Annotated in this window: 21 protein-coding genes and 1 riboswitch; of the genes, 13 read left to right on the forward strand and 8 right to left on the reverse strand. The window is 30.5% G+C overall.

The window, feature by feature from the left end:
• The first annotated feature begins 167 nt into the window (after positions 1-167).
• The 4 genes from hisC (at position 168) to Tmeso_RS03600 (ending at position 5,069) form a co-directional block, all read left to right on the forward strand.
• Positions 168-1,280 carry a histidinol-phosphate transaminase gene (hisC, locus tag Tmeso_RS03585; RefSeq protein WP_099188350.1) on the forward strand — a complete coding sequence of 371 codons (1,113 nt, stop codon included), beginning with the start codon at positions 168-170 and terminating at the stop codon, positions 1,278-1,280.
• A gap of 17 nt (positions 1,281-1,297) precedes the next feature.
• Entirely contained in the window at positions 1,298-3,073 is a 1,776-nt protein-coding gene (gene iorA / locus Tmeso_RS03590; protein ID WP_099188352.1) for an indolepyruvate ferredoxin oxidoreductase subunit alpha, read from the forward strand.
• A gap of 1 nt (position 3,074) precedes the next feature.
• Positions 3,075-3,671: an indolepyruvate oxidoreductase subunit beta gene (locus tag Tmeso_RS03595; RefSeq protein ID WP_099188354.1), complete on the forward strand. Its 597-nt coding sequence runs from the start codon at positions 3,075-3,077 to the stop codon at positions 3,669-3,671.
• Between the two features lie 75 nt (positions 3,672-3,746).
• Positions 3,747-5,069: an MFS transporter gene (locus Tmeso_RS03600; RefSeq protein WP_099188356.1), complete on the forward strand. Its 1,323-nt coding sequence runs from the start codon at positions 3,747-3,749 to the stop codon at positions 5,067-5,069.
• Positions 5,070-5,227: 158 nt separating this feature from the next.
• On the opposite strand, the gene Tmeso_RS03605 is transcribed toward Tmeso_RS03600, so the two are convergent.
• Complete coding sequence (locus Tmeso_RS03605; protein ID WP_099188358.1) at positions 5,228-5,770, reverse strand: PsbP-related protein; 543 nt, start codon at positions 5,768-5,770, stop codon at positions 5,228-5,230.
• 565 nt (positions 5,771-6,335) lie between these two features.
• Between Tmeso_RS03605 and Tmeso_RS03610 the strand changes: the two genes are divergently transcribed.
• From Tmeso_RS03610 to Tmeso_RS03620, 3 genes are all read left to right on the forward strand, one after another.
• Positions 6,336-6,536: a cold-shock protein gene (locus Tmeso_RS03610; protein WP_207653824.1), complete on the forward strand. Its 201-nt coding sequence runs from the start codon at positions 6,336-6,338 to the stop codon at positions 6,534-6,536.
• Between the two features lie 353 nt (positions 6,537-6,889).
• The gene (locus Tmeso_RS03615) at positions 6,890-7,453 is read left to right on the forward strand and encodes a TetR/AcrR family transcriptional regulator (protein ID WP_187296211.1); all 564 of its coding nucleotides are present in this window, start codon (positions 6,890-6,892) and stop codon (positions 7,451-7,453) included.
• An 85-nt stretch (positions 7,454-7,538) separates the two neighbouring features.
• Positions 7,539-8,192, forward strand: a complete 654-nt coding sequence (locus tag Tmeso_RS03620) for a hypothetical protein (protein WP_099188364.1) — start codon at positions 7,539-7,541, stop codon at positions 8,190-8,192.
• 192 nt (positions 8,193-8,384) lie between these two features.
• Here the strand turns inward: Tmeso_RS03620 and Tmeso_RS03625 are convergent, their stop codons facing one another.
• The 5 genes from Tmeso_RS03625 to Tmeso_RS03645 all read right to left on the reverse strand — a co-directional run bounded on the left by Tmeso_RS03625 (position 8,385) and on the right by Tmeso_RS03645 (position 11,956).
• Complete coding sequence (locus Tmeso_RS03625; RefSeq protein WP_099188366.1) at positions 8,385-9,191, reverse strand: energy-coupling factor ABC transporter ATP-binding protein; 807 nt, start codon at positions 9,189-9,191, stop codon at positions 8,385-8,387.
• Positions 9,192-9,203: 12 nt separating this feature from the next.
• Positions 9,204-9,884, reverse strand: coding sequence for a cobalt ECF transporter T component CbiQ (cbiQ, locus tag Tmeso_RS03630; RefSeq protein ID WP_099188368.1), 681 nt, complete (start codon positions 9,882-9,884; stop codon positions 9,204-9,206).
• On the reverse strand, positions 9,868-10,176 hold the full coding sequence (locus Tmeso_RS03635; RefSeq protein ID WP_099188544.1) for an energy-coupling factor ABC transporter substrate-binding protein: 309 nt from the start codon (positions 10,174-10,176) through the stop codon (positions 9,868-9,870). The genes cbiQ and Tmeso_RS03635 overlap by 17 nt, the downstream gene beginning before the upstream one ends.
• The gene (locus Tmeso_RS03640) at positions 10,145-10,873 is read right to left on the reverse strand and encodes an energy-coupling factor ABC transporter permease (RefSeq protein WP_330400288.1); all 729 of its coding nucleotides are present in this window, start codon (positions 10,871-10,873) and stop codon (positions 10,145-10,147) included. Before Tmeso_RS03640 ends, Tmeso_RS03635 begins: the two co-directional genes overlap by 32 nt.
• 139 nt (positions 10,874-11,012) lie before the next feature.
• Positions 11,013-11,193, reverse strand: a riboswitch (cobalamin riboswitch).
• Positions 11,194-11,311: 118 nt separating this feature from the next.
• Entirely contained in the window at positions 11,312-11,956 is a 645-nt protein-coding gene (locus Tmeso_RS03645; RefSeq protein WP_099188370.1) for a zinc-ribbon domain-containing protein, read from the reverse strand.
• A 169-nt stretch (positions 11,957-12,125) separates the two neighbouring features.
• Between Tmeso_RS03645 and Tmeso_RS03650 the strand changes: the two genes are divergently transcribed.
• From Tmeso_RS03650 to hpdA, 5 genes are all read left to right on the forward strand, one after another.
• Complete coding sequence (locus Tmeso_RS03650; RefSeq protein ID WP_099188372.1) at positions 12,126-12,461, forward strand: hypothetical protein; 336 nt, start codon at positions 12,126-12,128, stop codon at positions 12,459-12,461.
• A gap of 259 nt (positions 12,462-12,720) precedes the next feature.
• Positions 12,721-15,444, forward strand: coding sequence for a 4-hydroxyphenylacetate decarboxylase large subunit (hpdB, locus tag Tmeso_RS03655; protein ID WP_099188374.1), 2,724 nt, complete (start codon positions 12,721-12,723; stop codon positions 15,442-15,444).
• Positions 15,445-15,449: 5 nt separating this feature from the next.
• Positions 15,450-15,707 carry a 4-hydroxyphenylacetate decarboxylase small subunit gene (gene hpdC / locus Tmeso_RS03660; RefSeq protein WP_099188376.1) on the forward strand — a complete coding sequence of 86 codons (258 nt, stop codon included), beginning with the start codon at positions 15,450-15,452 and terminating at the stop codon, positions 15,705-15,707.
• A gap of 90 nt (positions 15,708-15,797) precedes the next feature.
• Positions 15,798-17,075, forward strand: a complete 1,278-nt coding sequence (locus Tmeso_RS03665) for an MFS transporter (RefSeq protein WP_099188378.1) — start codon at positions 15,798-15,800, stop codon at positions 17,073-17,075.
• A 105-nt stretch (positions 17,076-17,180) separates the two neighbouring features.
• Complete coding sequence (hpdA, locus tag Tmeso_RS03670) at positions 17,181-18,119, forward strand: 4-hydroxyphenylacetate decarboxylase activase (protein WP_099188380.1); 939 nt, start codon at positions 17,181-17,183, stop codon at positions 18,117-18,119.
• Between the two features lie 19 nt (positions 18,120-18,138).
• On the opposite strand, the gene Tmeso_RS03675 is transcribed toward hpdA, so the two are convergent.
• Both Tmeso_RS03675 and Tmeso_RS03680 read right to left on the reverse strand, forming a co-directional pair.
• Positions 18,139-19,491, reverse strand: a complete 1,353-nt coding sequence (locus Tmeso_RS03675; protein ID WP_099188382.1) for an MATE family efflux transporter — start codon at positions 19,489-19,491, stop codon at positions 18,139-18,141.
• A 5-nt stretch (positions 19,492-19,496) separates the two neighbouring features.
• Positions 19,497-19,970 carry a MarR family winged helix-turn-helix transcriptional regulator gene (locus Tmeso_RS03680; protein ID WP_099188384.1) on the reverse strand — a complete coding sequence of 158 codons (474 nt, stop codon included), beginning with the start codon at positions 19,968-19,970 and terminating at the stop codon, positions 19,497-19,499.
• A gap of 492 nt (positions 19,971-20,462) precedes the next feature.
• Here Tmeso_RS03680 and Tmeso_RS03685 point away from each other — a divergent pair, with 492 nt between their 5' ends.
• On the forward strand, positions 20,463-20,774 hold the full coding sequence (locus Tmeso_RS03685) for an ArsR/SmtB family transcription factor (protein ID WP_099188386.1): 312 nt from the start codon (positions 20,463-20,465) through the stop codon (positions 20,772-20,774).

Consider the following 20,774-nt stretch of genomic DNA (forward strand, 5'->3'; position numbering starts at 1 on the left):
GTTTACAAAAACAGACATTTTTACAGTGAAATTAAGTTGGCATAGAACTTGCTTAATATAAAGATAATTCTTAATATTCTACTAAATTATTTTAAGACATCTTGGTAGACAATTATTGACTAAAGTTAATTAATATACTTTTACTTTAATATAGAGGGGTTGAGATTATGAGTGAAAATCTATTCAGAAAAGAAGTAGCTTCTATAAAACCGTACATACCTGGGAAGTCTGTAGATGAATTAAAGAAGGAATTAGGTCTTGAAGATATTGAAAAACTAGCATCTAATGAAAATCCATTAGGGCCATCTCCAAAGGCTATTGATGAAATTAAAAAAGAATTAGATAGTATAAATATATATCCAGATCCTAACTGTACTAAGTTAAAAGATGGGTTATGTAAAAGATACAACTTAGAACATGAGAATATAGTTGTAGGCAATGGTGGAGAAGAACTTTTAAAAATAATAGCTCAAACTTTTATAAATGAAGGTGATGAGGCTATAATGGCTAACCCTACATTTGGTAAGTATGCAAGTGAAGTTCTTTTTATGGGTGGAGTTGCGCATCAAATAGACCTTAAAGACTATAAGCACGATTTTGAGAAATTTATTCAAAAAATAAATGATAAGACAAAATTGATTTATGTGTGTAATCCAAATAATCCTACTGGAAATATAATGACAAAAGATGATATTGACTATTTAGTAAAAAATACTCCAGAAAATGTAGTTTTAGTATTTGATGAAGCTTATTATGAGTATGCTATAAAAAATGATAGGTATCCAGATTCTCTAGAAATATTAAGAAAAAGACCAAATACTATTATACTTAGAACATTTTCAAAAGTTGCAGGAATTGCATCGGTAAGAGTTGGATATTTACTTACATCAAGTGAAATAAGTAGTGCTATGAATAAGATGAAAATGGTATTTCATGTTAATAGATTAGCTCAAGCTGCAGGAATAGGAGCTTTAGATGACGCTAATCATATAGATAAAACTGTAGAACTTAACTATGAATGTATGAATATGATGGAAAAATACTTTGAAGAAAACGACATGGAGTATATAAAGTCTAATGCAAATTTTATATTTGTAAATGTTGGATTTGATTCAAAAGTAATATTTGAAGAATTACTTAAAAAAGGTATTATAGTTAGACCTGGCTATCTTTGGGACTGGAAAGACTGGTTAAGAGTTAGCACAGGAACTAAAGAGCAAACTCAAAAATTCATAGATGCATTACAAAAGGTATTAGAAGAAAATAAAATACACGCTTAAATAAGGGGGAATTTATAATGAAAAAACTTATGACAGGTAATGAAGCTATTGCCAGAGGATTTTATGAAGCGGGTGGGACTATAGCTTGTGCTTATCCTGGAACTCCATCTACTGAGGTACTTGAAAATACAGCTTTATATAAAGATATTTATTCTGAATGGGCTCCGAATGAAAAAGTAGCGATGGAAGTTGCTATAGGATCATCTATAGCAGGTGCTAGATCTTTAGCTGCTATGAAACATGTTGGAGTTAACGTTGCAGCAGATCCACTTATGACTTTTGGGTACACTGGTGTTAATGGAGGGTTTGTATTAATATCTGCAGATGATCCTGGAATGCACTCATCTCAAAATGAACAGGATAATAGATATTATGCTAAGTTCGCTAAAATTGCAATGATAGAGCCTAGTGATTCTCAAGAGGCAAAGGATTTCATGAGAGATGCTCTTGAAATATCAGAAAAATTTGATGTACCTGTTTTATATAGAGTTACAACTAGAATATGTCATTCTAAGACTTTAGTTGAACTAGGAGAAAGAGAAGAAGTAGGAATTAAACCTTATAATAAAAATATAGCTAAGTTTGTTGCTACACCAGGTAATGGTAGAAAGTTACATGTTATAGTTGAAGATAAATTGAAAAAAATGGAAGAATTCAGTAATGAAACTCATTTAAATAAAATAGAGTGGAATGATAAAAAAATAGGAGTTATAACTTCTGGTATATCTTATCAATATGCTAAAGAAGTATTTGGAGATAATGTTTCTTATCTTAAATTAGGATTTACTCATCCTCTTCCATTCAAGAAAATAGAGGACTTTGCTAAAGAAGTAGAAACATTATATGTAATAGAAGAATTAGAGCCATATATAGAAGAGCAATTAAAGACTAGAGGAATTAATTGTATAGGAAAAGAAAAGATATCTAATATAGGAGAATTAAACCCAGATATAATAGCCAACTCTCTTTTAGGAATAGAAAGCGAAGTTGCAGCTGCAGTTGCTGAACTTAAAGAAGATGTAATAAGTAGACCTCCAACATTATGTGCAGGATGTCCGCATAGAGGATTATTCTATACTTTATCTAAAAAGAAGAATGTAATGATCACAGGGGATATAGGATGTTATACTCTAGGATCTGCAGAGCCTCTTAATGCTATGGATACTTGTATTTGTATGGGAGCATCTATAAGTGCTGGACATGGAGCTCAAAAGGCATTTAACTTCCACAATGTAGATAAAAAAGTAGTAAGTGTTATAGGGGATTCAACATTCTTCCATACAGGAATACTAAGTTTGATAGATGTTGTATATAATAAAGGTAACTCAGTAACTATAATACTAGACAATAGAATAACTGGTATGACAGGGCACCAACAAAACCCAGGAACAGGATATACTTTAATGGGAGAGGAAACTAATCAAATAGATATACCAAACCTATGTAAATCTATAGGAGTTAAAAATGTTACAGTTGTTAACCCTCTTAACCTAAAAGAAAATGATGAAGCTTTAAATAATGCACTTGCATGTGATGAGCCATCAGTAATAATAACTCAATGGCCTTGTGTACTTAAGAAATTCTCTAAAGAAGATAAAGAGAGATTTGACTGCACACCTAAATCTTATGAAGTTAATGAAGATAAGTGTAAAAAGTGTAAGATGTGTATAAAGTCAGGATGTCCTGCAATATCATTTGATGAGTATTCTAAAATAGATAAAACTATGTGTGTTGGATGTAGTGTATGTGCTCAAGTATGTCCATTCCATGCTATAGAAAAGGTTGGTGAATAATATGTGTAATGTAAAAAATGTTTTATTAGTAGGAGTTGGAGGACAAGGAATAATACTAGCTTCGAAGGTATTATCTAGTGGATTAATAGATGCAGGATACGATGTTAAGATGTCTGAGGTTCACGGTATGGCACAAAGAGGTGGAAGTGTTACAACTCAGGTAAGATATGGTGAAAAAGTATATTCACCTATAATAGGAAAAGGTCAAGCTGATATAATCGTAGCATTTGAAAGAGTAGAGGCTTTAAGATGGTTAGAGTATTTAAAACCGGGTGGAAAAATTGTAATAAACGATTACGCTATTCCATCAGCAACTGTTTTATCAGGAAAAGAAAAATATCCAGAAAATATAATTGAAAAGATAGAAGCAAAATATGATGATGTAACAGCTATAGATGCAGCTAATGAAGCTATATTGCTTGGAAATATAAAGGCTCAAAATATAATAATGCTTGGTGGACTTATCAAGTCACTGGGAATTGAAGAAATAGACTGGGATAAAGCGTTAAAAGATAATGTTAAAGAAAAATTTGTAGAGTTAAATATGAAGGCTATAAAGAAAGGCCTTGAAAGTGGAGTAAGAGAAAAAGCATTATAGAATATATATAAATTGTGTGGCTTTATAGGTCACACAATTTATTTCTATACAGATAAAATCGAGAGGAGTTTTTATATGACAAGCTTTAATGAAGCAAAAACTTGCGATATTTTGGATAAAGGCAAAGTAGATAAAATGATGAAATACAGGTGGATTGTATGGGGAGTACTAGCATTTGCATATATTATAGTATTTTTTCATAGGTTAGCACCTGGGGTTGTTAAAGATGATTTGATAAATGAATTTAATATTTCAGGAACTACATTCGCAAATCTAGGAGCTATGTACTTTTATGCTTATATGATAATGCAAATTCCAGCTGGAATGTTAGCAGACTCATTAGGTGCTAGAAAGACTGTATCAATAGGAGTTTTATTATCGGGGATAGGATCTATTTTATTTGGTATGGCACCTACTATACTTTGGGCGTTTATAGGAAGGTTGCTTGTTGGTATTGGCGTATCTGTTGTATTTGTACCTATACTTAAGATACAGTCTGTTTGGTTTAAGGAAAGTGAATTTGGAATAATGTCTGGCATTACTTCTTTTGCTGGGAACTTAGGAGGAATAATAGCTCAAACTCCTCTTGCACTACTTGTTGCAGCTATAACTTGGAGAAATTCTTTTGTTGTTATGGGAGTGTTTTCTATAATAATAAGTGCTCTTTGCTATATAATAGTTAGAAATGACCCTAAAGATATGGGATATCCATCTATAGATGAAATAGAATATAAGGATATAAAGAGTGTAAATAAAACTAAGATAAACATGAAAAAGGCAGTTATAAAAGTTATGCTAAATTATAGAACATGGCCGGGATTCTTTATATTTGCAGGATTTTTTGGTGCATTTGTTTCATTGACTGGAGCATGGGGGAATGGATATATAACAGATGTATATAATGTATCTAAGATACAGGCTTCTAATTATATGATACTTCCTGTTTTGGGACTAGCTATTGGAAGTATATTTATTGGAGTTATTTCTGATAAGATGAGAAAAAGAAAAACGCCTATGATGATATTTGGAAGTATTTATTTGATGTGTTGGGGAATTATAGTATTTGGTGGTAGAATTGATACTGGATTGTTAAAAGTTGTGTTGTTTACGTTAGGTTTTACTTGTTCTACGTTTGTACTTGGATGGGCTTGTGCAAAAGAGGTAAATCAACCAGAGATAGCGGGTATATCAACGTCTATTGTTAATATAGGAGGAATTTTTGGAGCAGCTATTATGCCATCTATACTTGGAGGGGTGTTTGATAAGTATTCATCTAATTTAAGTAGTGTTGAGCTTTATAGTAAGGCATTTATGTATTGCTTTTTGAGTGCTCTTGTAGGGTATTTGTTTGTATTTTTAGTTAAGGAAACTAATTGTAGGAATATATATTCTAAGTAAATTTGGTGGTTAAGAGAAAAATAATGGTTATTAAAGGGGGTTATTTAGTAAAAGTTATATCTTAGGAATAATATGATTGCTTAGCTTTATGCTTATGGGATATATCTATATATATGAAAACGTCAGCCCTTAGGACTGACGTTTTCATATATATTTTTTTATTTAGTCACTTTAAATGAACTAAAGAACTTTTCTCTATTCTCTTTATATTTATCATCATCATCATTATCATTAATTACTTGTATTTCATATATTATATTATCTATTAAAACAACGTGTTCATGTATTTTAAGAGTTTTTCCTTCTGGAGTAGGTGCATTATATGTCAAATATTTTCCTGCATGTCCATCTACAGTTATCTCTTCTATTTTAGAGTTTGTTCCACCTGTACTTGATACAGCACCATTACATACGCTAGTCATTAAAGCATCTAAATCTTGATTTAATAGTTCTTTTGGTATTTCAGTACGACCAACATTATACGCTATACTCTTTTCTTCTAGTGTGAATAGTTCAATCGTCATTTTTCCAGCTAAACCGCTTACTGGTTTTGTATCAAGTTTAGGTTCTCCTGGGAAATCTACAGAAAAACTATTATCCTCTGGTGTAAATGTTTTAAATGTTACTTCTGAAGTTCCACATCCCACCATCATACTTCCTAATAAACATACTAACATAAACATAGTTATAATTCTTTTCATTATTCATTCTCCTTTACTCTTTAGTTTAATAAATTTCTTACTTATGAAAATATAATATCATTTCATCCTTTTTTTTATTTATTTACAAAATGATAACTGAATTGTATATTATTTCAATTTGATTTTCAATAGAAAAACAGTAATATAGGATATATTTCCTATTATATTTTTACTAATTATTGGGAGAGGTGAGGAAAATAACAAATATAAATGTTGTTGGCATATTTGTTATCTTAATAATTAACATGCTGGTTTTTCATTTATAAAATATGATAAAATTATTTTAGATTATATTATAATAAAAAAATGAAGATTGAGGGCTTTTTTATAGTTTAATTGTAAAATAGAGAAAACGTAGTTATTTTATTTGAAATATATATTTAAAAACTTTGCAATATTTAATAAGATATGATATAATTAATTAATCTTAATTAAAGTTTGGTAGGAAATAATTAAATTTAAAATGAAATTAGAATTGTATCGGTATTAATCGTATTAACTCTAAATTTTTAAGTTGATTTACTTTGTACGAAATGGTTTAAGAAAATAAAATTTGGAGGTATAGATTATGAACGGTACAGTAAAATGGTTTAATGCAGATAAGGGATTTGGTTTTATAACAGGAGAAGATAACGTGGATGTTTTTGCACACTTTTCTCAAATTCAAAAAGACGGTTTCAAGACGTTAGAAGAAGGCGAAAGAGTTTCTTTTGATATAGTACAAGGAGCAAAAGGACCACAAGCTGAGAACATCGTCAGCTTATAATTTTATATAGCATATCTAGGACATGAAGATAAACTTCATGTCCTTTTTTCATGAAATTATTATCTGATATTGTTTCTTTTTTTATTTTCATCAGAAAGGATTATAACTTTTTATATAAGAGCAATTAGGACTTCTATATTGATTAAATATTTATAGAAGAAGTAATATAAAAAAGGTGATAATATGCTTTTAACAGGATTTTAAGCCCAACTTATTTAGACTTCAAGTGTTATTAAATGGAGTATTTAGGGTTAGATTTTTATTTGACCCAGGTCATAATCATTGACAAGTATATAATTTAGATATATAATTCATATGAACAGTGTTCATATGGTGTTTTTAGGAGGGATAAATTGGCAAGAATAATTGAAAGTCCTAGAGAACTTATTTTAAGTGAGGCTAAGAAAATATTGTATAATGAAGGATATTCTAATATTAGTATTAGAAGGGTTGCTAAAGAATGCAATATTGCAGTAGGTACAATATATAATTATTTTCCAACTAAAAAAGAATTAATTGTAGAGATGATGACAAAATTTTGGGAGGAATATTTTTACAATATTGAAAGTGTAGTAAGTTCAAATAAAAACTTTTATGTAAAGCTTAAAAATATATTCGATAATCTTGCAGAATTTATAAAAAGATTTAGGAAGATTTGGCTTAATACTGAGATTTATTCTTCACCTGATTATATAGAAAGTGGTTTAGAAAAACAAAATATCTACATTGATAAGTTGATTATAATCATAGAAGATTTACTAAAAAAAGAAATACACTCTCGTAGAGATAAAAGTTTAAAAAAGCTTGATACACATAAATTGGCTAGCTTTATTATTATGAATTTCATTTCAATGGTACAGATGCCATATATTGATTATGAATTCTTTGAGAGTTTGTTAGAAGAATTAATTCAATAAATCATATCTAAAAATGGATATGATTTTTAAATGAACTCAAATGAACTAGGTTCATTTGAAAAAATAATTAGATGAGGTGTTTTATATGAAATATTTTGAACCGATTTTTCATGTATTTTATTTAGGAACAGTATTTTACATGTCACTTAAAATGATTTCTGCTGGTAAGAACGATAAAATGATAAAACTATTTGGAATTATGGCATTTACATTAGGGGCTGGAGATTCATTTCACTTAATACCTAGAATATATGCTTTATTAACTACTGGATTAGAAGCAAATGCAGCAGCTTTAGGAATTGGAAAACTTGTTACTTCTATTACAATGACCTTTTTTTATGCACTACTCATTAGAATTTGGGAAATAAGATTTGACATAAAAGAGGATAAAGGGATTAGAGTGTTTGCTTGGATATTACTTGTATCAAGAATAATATTAACTCTCATGCCTCAGAATAAATGGGCACTATATGATGCTCCTGTCACATGGGGGATATATAGAAATATACCTTTTACAATATTAGGAGTTCTAATATTGTACTTGATTTTAAAGGAATCAGCTAAGCATAAGGATGAGGCATTTAAAAAGATTGGAATAGGAATAATTATATCATTTGCATGTTACTTGCCGGTTGTATTATTTGCTACCACATATAGATTAGTTGGAATTCTTATGATTCCTAAAACACTAGCTTACTTATGGGTGGTATATATTGGATATAAAGAGATGAATAAGTAGCAGGTTTAAGTTATGGATTTATTTACTAGGATTAAACTAACTGTTCCAAAGAAAATTCTTTTTTTGAAGTAGCATTTGTTTAGTGATTTGCTGCTAATAGAATTTTGAAAATAGAGTATCCTTATTGTAAATGTAAAATAAAGATACTCTATAATTTATAAATGATTTTGTGAATTATCACCTAAAATTATATTATTCTCTATGCTTTTCCCAATATTTATAAAGTTCTTTTTCATCTTTGAATAGAGGTAGTCCCATATTTTTGTGGATTTTAACCAGCCATGGCTCCACAAGTCCTGCCATCTTTAATACATCCTCTTTTAAAAATACATCTTCCACAATTCCTTCTTCTATAACTTTTCCTTTATTAAGTACATATATGTAATCGCAAAGCCTATATATTAAATCCATATCATGACTTGATATTATAATCTTTTTTCCATTATTATGTATTTCCTCAAGTATATTCACTACAGATTCTGTTACTATAGGATCGAGTCCTGCTGTAGGTTCATCAAAAAATATTATTTCACTTTCCATTGCAAGTACACCTGCCATGGCTACTCTTTTTTTCTGGCCATAGCTTAAAAAGTGAACTGGCTTGTCCTTAAATTCTATAGCACCCACACTTTCAAGAGCTTTATCAACTCTTTTTTTTACAATATTTTCATCTATTCCTAAATTTCTAAGTCCAAAAGCAACATCATCGTATACATTTGAATAAAATATCTGTCTATCAGGGTCTTGAAAAACTATTCCTACTTTTTCTCTTAATTTGTATAAATATTTTTTATCGTATTTTATAGGTTGTTCATTAAAAGATATGTTTCCTTTGTTTGGCTTATATATGCCTGTGCAATTTAAGAATAAAGTAGATTTTCCAGCTCCATTAGAACCTATTATTCCTATTTTATTTCCATTTTTAAAATCTATATTTATATCTTCTAATGCGACGGTTTTATCTTCATAAATATATGTAATGTTCTCCATCTTTAGCATTATCTAAGCCTCCTATATATAAAACTCTCCATTGTAGAGTTTACTATCAAGTGATATTGTCATATCCTTGTATCTTAACATAACTCTAACAAATAAACTACTAATTAGCATAGATAATGATTTATATGACTTTTTTATACTTATATATCCAAATCTCATATCTTGTGCTACATAAATTTCTTGAGCTTCTTCTAAAAAAATAAATATAAATCTATAAATTAAAACAACCATTTCTATAAATACATTAGGAAGTTTAATTTTTTTAAAAACTAATATTAATTGATTTATCGGTATGGTAAGAGCTATAAAATAAGCACAAGTTAAACAAGACAAAGCTCTAAAAAATAAAACTTTAGAAGTATCTAAAGAATAACTAGTTATACCTATATTTAAGTTTAATACTTGTATGTAGTGCAAAAAATCCTTACTATCTTTACTTACAGAAAAAAGTATAGCGATAATACTTATAGTTAAAAAAGAAAGTGGAATCAATATCATCTTTATATAATGCTTAAAATTTATTTTTGCAAAAAAAACTATAATAACACTCATAAATAAAATTATAGATACAAATGTATATATGTTCTTATTTAATAAAGACAAAATTAAAAAACTCATGGCAAAGTAAAACTTTGCCATGGGATTATAATCTTTTAATGCATTAGAATATGCATACTTATCTATTATAAGCACTTTTTCTCTTTCCTTTCATAAAGCCAAAATAATATCCAATAATACCTGCTCCTATTCCAGCTTGAAGAGAAAATAATAAACTTTCTATTTCTCCACTTGGTGGTTCCCAAAAACTTTCAAACCAAGGTTCGTAATTTGGATTTATCTCAGTTATTGCTTCTTCTGCGTATCCATCTGCTCCACCATATTCAGCATTTTTATTAAAAACTAAAGGAGTAACGAATAATAAAACTACTATACCTAATAAAATCAAATTCTTTTTAAATGTTTTCAACTTCAATACCTCCTTCATTTTTATATTCAACTAATAAATTATAAACTATTGCTGTTAAAAGACCTTCTCCTACAGCTAAAGGTAATTGAGTTACAGCAAATATAGATAAGAACTTAACAAGAGAAGCTGTCATTCCTCCCGTTGGATCTGGAAAAGCTACCCCTAATTGAATAGCTGTAGTAACATATGTAGCTAAATCACCTAAAGCAGCAGCTGCAAATACACATGTAGATGATTTAATATTGTTTTTCTTCATTACTTTAAATATTATATATGATACCAAAGGTCCTACAACTGCCATTGAAAAAGCATTTGCTCCAAGAGTTGAAAGACCACCATGCGCTAAAAGAATAGCTTGGAATAATAATACAATAATACCCACTACAGCCATAACGCTTGGCCCAAATAGAATAGCTCCAAGACCAACTCCTGTTGGATGAGAACAACTTCCGGTAACTGAAGGTAATTTTAACGCAGATAATACAAATGTAAATGCTCCAACCAATGCAATTAATAACTTTTTATTAGGCTCTTCTTTAAATATTTTGTTTAAATTTGAAATTCCTTTAAGAACAAAAGGTAAAGTTAAAATTGCCCAAATAGCAGCCCACATAGGTGGTAAAAATCCTTCCATTATGTGCATTGCATGTGAGTAAATCGGAGACATTAAAATTAAATAAAATCCCCCTAATAGTGCTAATTTCCATCTCTTCACAATATCATCCCCTTTTTATAATCTTGCTAGTTGTTTATAAAATAAAAAAGTACTTTCCTTAATATCACAAAAAGAAAAGTACTCTGATAAATAAGTAAAAACCTATCCATCAAAGCACATACTCATCCTCGTGAGTCAATTAGTGCTTTTAGAAAAGACAGGTCTCCTGGCTTAGAATCATAATATCTTAATACCTTCCCGTTTAAACAGTGGTTATTATTAAGATACTCCTCATTTACAGTGGCGGGACCGCATTGGATTTACACCAATTTCCCTTTAAAGAACTATTAAATAGTTCTATCTTTACTAACTGATATATGAAATTTTAATATATTCTATGTACACTACTTCTCACATGCTTCATAATCATAATAACTTATATGTTTAATTATGTCAATCGTTACCAAAAAATGATTTATATATTTGAAAATTAATAAATCATTTTTTTGATTTTTTTCTACGTTTTTTAAAGCAGAAAGGACATCCAGTCCCATTATTTCGTCTATATACTGGGGCTTCCCATTCATGTTCTTCGCATTTCCACCATACTTTTTTTCCTGAATTAGCAGTCACATCATAAGGAGTTAAATCCTCATTTTTATCAAAATTCCACTGCTTTGAAAGTTCAGGATTAACTTTAGCTAGGGAATTATCTTTAGAAACTTTTTTTCCTGAACAATATGGGCATCCAGTACCGTTATTTCTTCTGTATATAGTAGCTTGCCATTCATGCTTATCGCACTTCCACCACACTTTTTTTCTGGAATTAGGCAATACATCATTAGGATTAATATTTTTATTTTTATCAAAGTGCCATTGTTTTACAAGTTTAGGATTGACTTTAGCTAAAGAATTATCTTTAGAAGCTTTTTTTCCTGAACAATATGGGCATTTGTTTCCGTTACTTCTATTTAAAACAGTAGCTTGCCATTCATGTTTATCGCATTTCCACCATACCTTTTTGCCAGAGCCGATACTTACATCACTTGGTGTCAATTCTTTATTTTTAGTTGGATGCCATTCTTTTGCAAGTCTAGGATTAACCTTAGTCAAACTTTTATTTATATCTATTTTTCGCTTCAAAAAACCACCTCTTTTAATTTTAAACTCTCCATGTTAGTTATATGAATATAGTTTAGCATACTTATCAATATTTTTATATTATCATCTTTACAAAAAAAAGTTTTAACTGTGTACTTTTTAAAATATTGATAGTAAAATAAGATATAATAAAGCTACAGGAGTTGATATTATGATGAGTGGATTTATATTTGCGTTGGTTGGAGTGATAAGTATTGCTTATGCTTTTTCTGTTAAGAAGTCTGAAAGAAGACGAAAAAAGCTTTTAGAAGTTTTAAAGAGAAATGATGATGGTGAAATTGTATTTGGAAGCAAAAAATTTAAAAGTGAGCAAGGATATTTTTCTTATCAGTTTTACAGTTATTTAAACTCTGGAATATTTGCATTAATATATGGATTTGCTGTTAATAGTTTTGATTTATATAAAAGAGGTTCATGGGTATTTGTATCTTTTGCAATACTTATATATATAAATCATTTAATTTATAAAAAATTCGCTTCACGCTAACTCGTGACTTATGTCGCCAACGAGTCCTACGGGCTTCGTTGCTCAAAATAGTTGATATTGAAGTTTTTTCATCAATATTATTTATAAATTTGAAATTTCATAAATTTTCATTAAGTAAAAATCATAAAGGTATGTAGTTTTAATCTTTCTTGGACAATCTAAGAAAGATTTTTTTTGCTTAAAAATGGTTAATGCATTAATCAAAAAGTAAAATCATATACATATATAGAGCAAGTCAGTTTACAAGGGGGTAAGTTAGATGGATGATAGTAAAAAAATGAAACTTGCTGATATTTTGGCATCTAAAGGATTGTCAATTAATTATCAGTATGGAGGAAGTGCTCCTGGTGAGATGGTTGATAGAGAGGTAAAAAAGGAACCAACTCAAAGAGCTAAGAGGTTAAGAGATATATTCTATAATACATTATCAACTGCCAATATGGAGTTTCCTTATTGGTACAATCGTAAGTTTAATGAACTCGAAGGTGAGATTACAGTAGTTAGAAGAGCTATTGCTTTAAAAGAGGCATTTTCAAGATTAACACCAAATATTATTCCCGGTGAGAAACTTGTTATGCAAAAGACTTATAATTATAGAGGCTCTTTTCCTATGCCATGGCTTTCTGAAAGTTTCTTCGTAGCTAAAGAAAGTGAATTATATAAAGCTGCTCTTGAATCAGGAAGTGCAAGTGCTGGGGAATTAAGTGAATTTGGACATGGTGGAGGAAATGTTACAAAGAGCTTTGGAAATGTAGTTTCTATTGCTGGTAAGTTTGGAATGAGAAAAGAAGAAATTCCTGTTCTTTTAAAAGTTGCAAATGAGTGGGTAGGAAGATCAGTTGAAGACTTAGGACATAAATACGAAAAAATGGTTCCAGATTATGAGGTTAAAGAAAATATAATGAGAAGCTTAGTTTGTATGTTTGATTCGGGATTTACTCTACCTCAAGGAAGAGAAGTAATAAACTATTATTATCCTCTTCAATATGGATTTGACAAACTTATAGAAATGGCTAAGGAATGTAAGGATGAGGTTGCTGGAAATGCAGATGGAGACGGAGTAGCAGGAATGGACAGACTTTATTTCTATGAGGCTGTAATTCATATTATAGAGGGTCTTCAGACTTGGATATTAAACTATGCAAAACATTCAAGAAGACTTGAGAAAATAGCCAAGAATGAATATGATAAAAAAGAGTATATGGATATAGCTAACTGCTTAGAAAATATAGCTCATAAACAACCATCTACATTCAGAGAAGCACTTCAATTATCATACATTTTGCATATTGCAGTTTTAAATGAAGATGCGATATCTGGATTATCAATAGGAAGATTAGGTCAAGTACTATATCCTTGGTATGAGCAAGATATTGAAGCGGGAAAGATAACTAAGGAAGAAGTACTAGAACTCTTAGAATTATATAGAATAAAAATCACATGTATAGACTGTTTTGCATCAACAGGAGTTGTTGGAGGAGTTTTATCAGGGAACACATTTAACAACTTAAGTCTTGGAGGACTTACTTTTGATGGACAGTCTGCTACTAATGACTTAGAAATGTTAATAGTTGAAGCAGGTATAACATGCTCAACGCCTCAGCCTACTTTATCAGTTCTTTATGATGAGAAACTTCCAGAGAAGTTCTTATTAAAGTGTATAGAATGTGATAAAACTGGTGCAGGATATCCAGCGTGGATGAACAATAGAGGTGGAATAGAATTTATGATGAATCAATATTCATCTGAGGGAATGACTATTGAAGAAGCTAGATCTTTTGCAATAGGAGGATGTCTTGAAACATCACCAGGGTGTTGGAAAGAACTTAAGTTAAATGGTAAGAAATATAAAATACCTGGAGGAGCAGGTCAACCTACAAGTGTGGGAGTTCACTTTATAGCAAATCCTAAGGTATTAGAATTAGTACTTACTAATGGAGTTGATAATAGAACTGGAATCAAAGTATTTGAACCTCATGATAGAAAGCTTGAAACGTATGAAGAATTAGTTGATACATTCAAGATGTATTATGAAAAAGCAGTTGATGTTTTAGCTAAAACTAACAATGTACAGCATGATATATGGCGTAAGCAGAATATGTCTGTTGTAAACTCTTTCTTAAAACCAGATTGTTTATCTAAAGGACAGCATATAGGTAATATGGGATACAGATATAATGCTACATTTAATGTTGAAAGCTGTGGAACGGTAACTATGGTAAACTCATTAGCAGGAATTAAAAAGGTAGTATATGATGAGAAAAAGTTTACTCTTGAACAATTAAAAGATGCTATGTTAAATAACTTCGGATTTAGAAATGCTCTTGAAACAAGAAACTTCTCAATGATGGACCAAGAAAAAGTAGACAATAGTGGAAAATATGATGATATATATGGAGAATGCTTGATGGCTCCTAAGTATGGTAATGATAATCCTTATGCGGATAGTATTTTAAAAGAATATGAAGATTGGTTCTGTGAAATGTCAAAGACTGCGATGTCACTTTATGCAAAACCTATGTATGCTTGTCAAATATCAGTTTCAACTCATGGAGCACAAGGAGCAGCAACTCTTGCTACAGCTGATGGAAGACTTGCAGGAACAACATATTCAGATGGTTCAATGTCTGCTTATCCAGGAACTGATAAGAATGGACCATATGCTTTATTTGAGTCAGCTACAGTTTGGGATCATTCAAATTCTCAAAACTCTCAAATGAATATGAAGATTCATCCAAGTGCATTAAGAGGGAATCAAGGAACTAAGCATTTACTAGATTTAACACGCTCGTATATGAGAAAAGGAGGATTCCATATACAATACAATATAGTTGACTCTAAGGTATTAAAGGATGCACAAGAAAATCCTGATAACTACAGAGACTTAATGGTAAGGGTTGCAGGGTTTACACAATACTGGTGTGAAATAGGTAAGCCTATTCAAGATGAAGTTATTTCAAGAACAGAATATGAAGGAGTGTAGTGATTATGTTAAAACACAATGATTGTTTGAATTTTTCGCCTATGGATGCTGCGAAGGGAATTTGCAGAATAACAGGAAATATGATTAATATAGATTCTGATGTATGTGAAGTATTTGAACTATGTCCTAAGTGTAGAAATTGTTCTCATTTTAAAAACCCTGATAAAGATGAATTAGGAATGTGCACAGGTCTTGATAAAGATAATTGGACATATGGAGATTTAAATGCTATAACATGTAATGAGCATGAGTTAAAAAAATAATATAGGAAATAAGGCATATGAAAATAAATAGACTAGCATACTGACTAATTATTTATTTGAATATGTCCTAATTGGAAGGATTGATATTAAATGCTAGAGAGCAGAGTAAGTGAAAAGGAAGCAAAAAACCTAGGGTACATGGTAGTTCTTGCATCTTGGCTTGCAGTATTTTGTTTGTTTGGTTATAGAGCTACTTTTTCTGTACTTCAAGGACCTATGGCGAAAGATCTTGGCTGGAGTGCATCTAAACTAACTCTAGGTTATTCACTTATGATGAGCGTTTATGCAGTAACTGCATTCTTTAGTGGAATGATTATAGATAAATGGGGAACTAAGCCTGCTTATTTTTTAGGTGCTTTAAGCGGTTCTTTAGGATTTTTGGTAACAAGCTTTGCCAAAACATATATGTCATATTTGATTCCATATGCTGTATTTGCAGGAATAGGAACAGGTATGCTTTGGGTATCATCAACTGTATCAGTTAGAAAGTGGTATGTAGGAAAAGCATACGCAACTATGTGGGGTATAGCATTTATGGGAGCTCCTGTGGCACAGGTTGTATTAAGTCTTGGAGCTAAGCAGGTTCTTGCAACTATGGACTGGAGATTTGCTATGAGGATATTATCTCTGGTAGTATTAATAGCTTTGATAATAGCTACTTTTGTTGCTAAGAAAAATCCTCAGTATTATGGACTTGAGCCTTTTGGTATGGATACACTAAAAACCAAGAAAAATAATGTGAATGATAGAGAGTGGAGTATAAAACAAGCATTTTCTACATTCCCTATATGGGGTGCTATAATAGCATTTCTAACTAGTATGGTTGCAGAGTTTTTAGTTTGGACTCAGATTGTAAAGTATTGGATGGCAGATTGTGACTTATCTTTATCTACAGCTACTAACCTTTATGTTGCAATAGGAATAGCAGGAATACTTACAATGCCTTTAATGGGAGTTGTGGCAGATAAGATGGTTAAGAAGTTAAATCATGAAACAAAGGGCAGAAAATATATGTTAATATTCGCACCTATAATGGGGGTTATAGCTTGTATTGCTTTGATGACAGGAAAAGGAGCAGCAACTCTTAGTATAGTATCTTGTATAATATTTGCTGTGTATTGGGCGATTGAACCTGGTGGAGTTGCAGGGTATGCAGCATCTGTTTATGGAAATAAGACGTTTGGAAAGATATGGGGATTATCAACTCTTATAGTTATGGGGATAGGACCTGCACTTGGAAGCTTTATGGGAGCTTATTTGTATGATGTATCTGGAAGTTATTATAATTCACTAAAGTTTGCCATGGCATCATTCGCAATATCTGCTATAGTGGCAATGCTTCTTCCATTATCTATAGATAAGGATTAAAGTTAGACTAATATAGAAGCTATTAAGTTCTAAGACTCCAGCCTTAATGGTATGCGAGCCTTAGAATTTTTAGATTTCGGATAAAGCGAAAGTGAGGAATTTGAAATGAAAGTAACTGATAAAGGAATATTATTTGACATACAGAGCTTTTCGGTACATGATGGTCCTGGATGCAGAACTACAGTTTTTATGAATGGATGTCCTTTAAGATGTGAATGGTGTGCAAATCCTGAAAGCTGGAGTTTAAAGCCACATATAATGTTTAGCGAAACTAGCTGCAAATATCAAAAAGGATGTACTGTTTGTAAAAATGCATGCCCTCATGGGGGTCTGATATTCAATGATGTACCAACATTAAATTGGAATGTATGCAAGAATTGTAATACATTTGAATGTAGCTCAAAATGCTACTATGATGCATTTAAAGTTTGTGGGAAAGAATACAGTGTTGATGAAATAATGAAAGTACTTAATAGAGACTCACATTCATGGAGTAGTGAAGGGGGAGTTACATTTAGTGGTGGAGAGCCACTTTTACAAAGTGAATTCTTAATGAATGTATTGAAAGAATGCAAAAATAACTATTTCCACACTGCTATTGAAACTACTGCATATAAAGACGATGAAACATTTTTAAAAATCATGGAGTATATAGATTTTGCATTCATAGATATAAAGCATATAAATAGAAATATGCACAGGCAAAAGACTGGAGTATATAATGATATTATTTTAAACAATATAAAGTCTTTAAAGCAGAGTAAATGGAAGGGAAGGCTAATCCTTAGAATGCCTGTTATAAGAGATTTTAATGATACATATCAAAACATAACTGATACTATTCAATTTATGAAAGAGAATGACTTGTTTGAAATAAACATACTTTCATTTCATAGACTTGGAGAGTCTAAGTGGAGGCAACTAGGTAAAGAGTATAAATACAAAGATGAAGACGGAACAGATATTAAAAAGCTTGAAGAAATACAGGATTTGTTTTTAGAAAATCAAATAGCATGTTATGTAGGACATAATACAGCATTCTAAAATGGATAGACCTAAAGGTCTATCCATTTTGTTTTGCCATTGTATTCATTTCTTTTTTTAGCATAATACCTGTTATTATAGTTGATATACCATCTGACATAGGAAAAGTAATCCAAACTCCAAGTATTGAAGGAGTAATTATACTAGGTAAAATAATTAGTAATGGAGCGAATAATATTACCTGTCTTAAAGCAGACAATACAAGAGCAGGAATAACCTTTCCGATAGATTGATAAACAGATCCTCCAACTGATTGAATTCCTATAACTGGCATACAAATAAGTATTATTCTAAGAGCTGAAGCTGATTGATCAATTAACTTGGGGTCATTTAAGAATAAGCTCATAAGTTGTTTTGGAAATATCATACCAAAAACTACTGATGTAGTTGCAAATACGGTAGTTGCTATTATAGCATACTTTATAGATTTATTTACTCTATCCATTTGACGAGCACCGTAGTTGTAGCCAATAAGTGGTTGAACTCCTTGAACTATACCAAATAAAGGCATCATTAAAAACATCAATATTTTAAAAGCTGCACCGTAGATTGCAAAAGCATCGTTTCCGCCGTATATCTTAAGCGAGTGATTTAAAAGTATAGCTACAAAGCTACTAGCTATTTGTCTTGCAAAAGATGAAAAGCCAATTGAAAATATCTGATTTAATATATTTGTATGTGGCTTAAAATGATGAGCCTTAGGCTTCATATTTGTTTTATCACCTTTTAAATAATATATTACAAATAAAAATGAAAAGAACTGAGATAAAGATGTAGCAATAGCAGCACCTTCAATTCCCATATTAAATCCGAATATAAATATAGGGTCCAGTATAGTATTAAGTACAGCACCCACAAGCATTGTAAACATTGCAGCTTTTGCATTTCCTTCAGCCCTTATAAGGGAGTTAGTAGACATAGCAAATTGATTAAATAAACTCCCTAATAATATAATGCTTACATAATCTTTAGCATAAGGCATTATTTCTGTTGTAGCACCGAATAATAATAGTATCGGATCTATAAACATAAGGCCAATAGATACCATTAAAATACCTAAAACTATATTAGATAAAAATGCATTACCTACTACGGTTTCTGCTTTTTCATAGTCTTTCTCACCAAGGGCTCTTGAATATACAGATGATGCTCCCATACCTACCATTTGGGCTACTGCTGTTAATACCATTTGGATAGGAAATGCTACTGTAAGAGCTCCAAAAGCCAAAGGCCCTGCACCTTTGCCTATAAATATACCATCTATTATATTGTATAGAGCACTTACTAAAAGACCTATTATAGCTGGTAGGGATAATTTAAATAAAGTCTTTTTTATATCCCCTGTTTCTAGCATTTGATTACGTTCGTTCATATTTATCACTCCTTACTTTTCAAATGATTTGCAAGCTTTACGTCTCCAGAGTATTCACATGCATTTATAGTTAACTTTGTTATAGTTTTTATAAATTGTTCTATTTCATCATTCGATATATTGTCGGTTATTATATTCGTCCATTTTATAAGTGAATCGTATATCTGAGGTTGGACTTTTATAGCTTTTTCAGTAGTATACAATCTGTATGCTCTTTTATCATCTGGATCTACTTCTCTTGTGACATAGCCTTCCTCCTCTAACTTTTTAACACCTCGTGCTACATTTGCTTTATCTATTCTAAGTTTTTTTGCGATATCATCTTGAGTTATTCCTTTATGCCAATAAAGACACATTAAAATCATATATTGACCTTTACCTATTGATAATTCTTTAAATTCATCATTAAAAAATATTTGGCTGTATCTGTATAATATAGATATAGACTTGCCTATTATATGCTTATCTTTATATTTCAATTTAATCTCTCCTTTATTTAAGCAACGGAGCCCGTAGGACTCGTTAGCGCCATGAGCTATGCAATAGCGTAAAGTGTTTTTTTAGTTGTTATCGCAACTAAATATGATTCTAACATAAAATTGTTGCGAGTGCAACTAAAATTAATATTTGGCAAATTCTTAATTATTGAACACGGTCAAAAATAATATATTGAAGCATATAGTGTTGAATAAACTATTAAATCAAGTGAAACTTATCTAGAAGCTGTAGAGTTCTTATCTCCAGCCTTAAGAAGGTGGAGTCTTAGAACTCTTAGCTTTCGGATAAAATTGGAGATAAGGATATCATATATGTATGAATAATGTGATACTGTTTAGTATAATCAAGAGTTAGATATTATTCTTCAATTGGGGAAAAATGTATTGACAAAGAATTTAAAGAGGTTTAATATATAAGCATATTAGAAAATACTAATATACTTATATCTATTTATTAAAGAAGAGGAGGAAATTATGGATTTAGAAAATATAGAAGTTAAGATATTTAAAGCATTAGCACATCCTATAAGGTTAAAAATAATAAAGAAACTAAGTGATAAAAAATTATGTGTATGCGAATTAAATAAAGATGTGGAATTTAGTCAATCAAATTTATCCCAGCATTTAAAAATATTAAAAGACGCAGGACTTTTAAATGCACAAAAAAATGGATTATGGATGCACTATAGTATTAAAAACACTCAGATACTTAAAAGTATAGAAATTATAGAACAAATGGTAGTTAATAATATAAAAGATATAAATGAAAAGTTAGGGGGAAATTAA

It is taken from the genome of Tepidibacter mesophilus, from assembly GCF_002724055.1.
In the GTDB taxonomy this organism is placed as follows: Bacteria; Bacillota; Clostridia; order Peptostreptococcales; family Peptostreptococcaceae; genus Tepidibacter_A; species Tepidibacter_A mesophilus.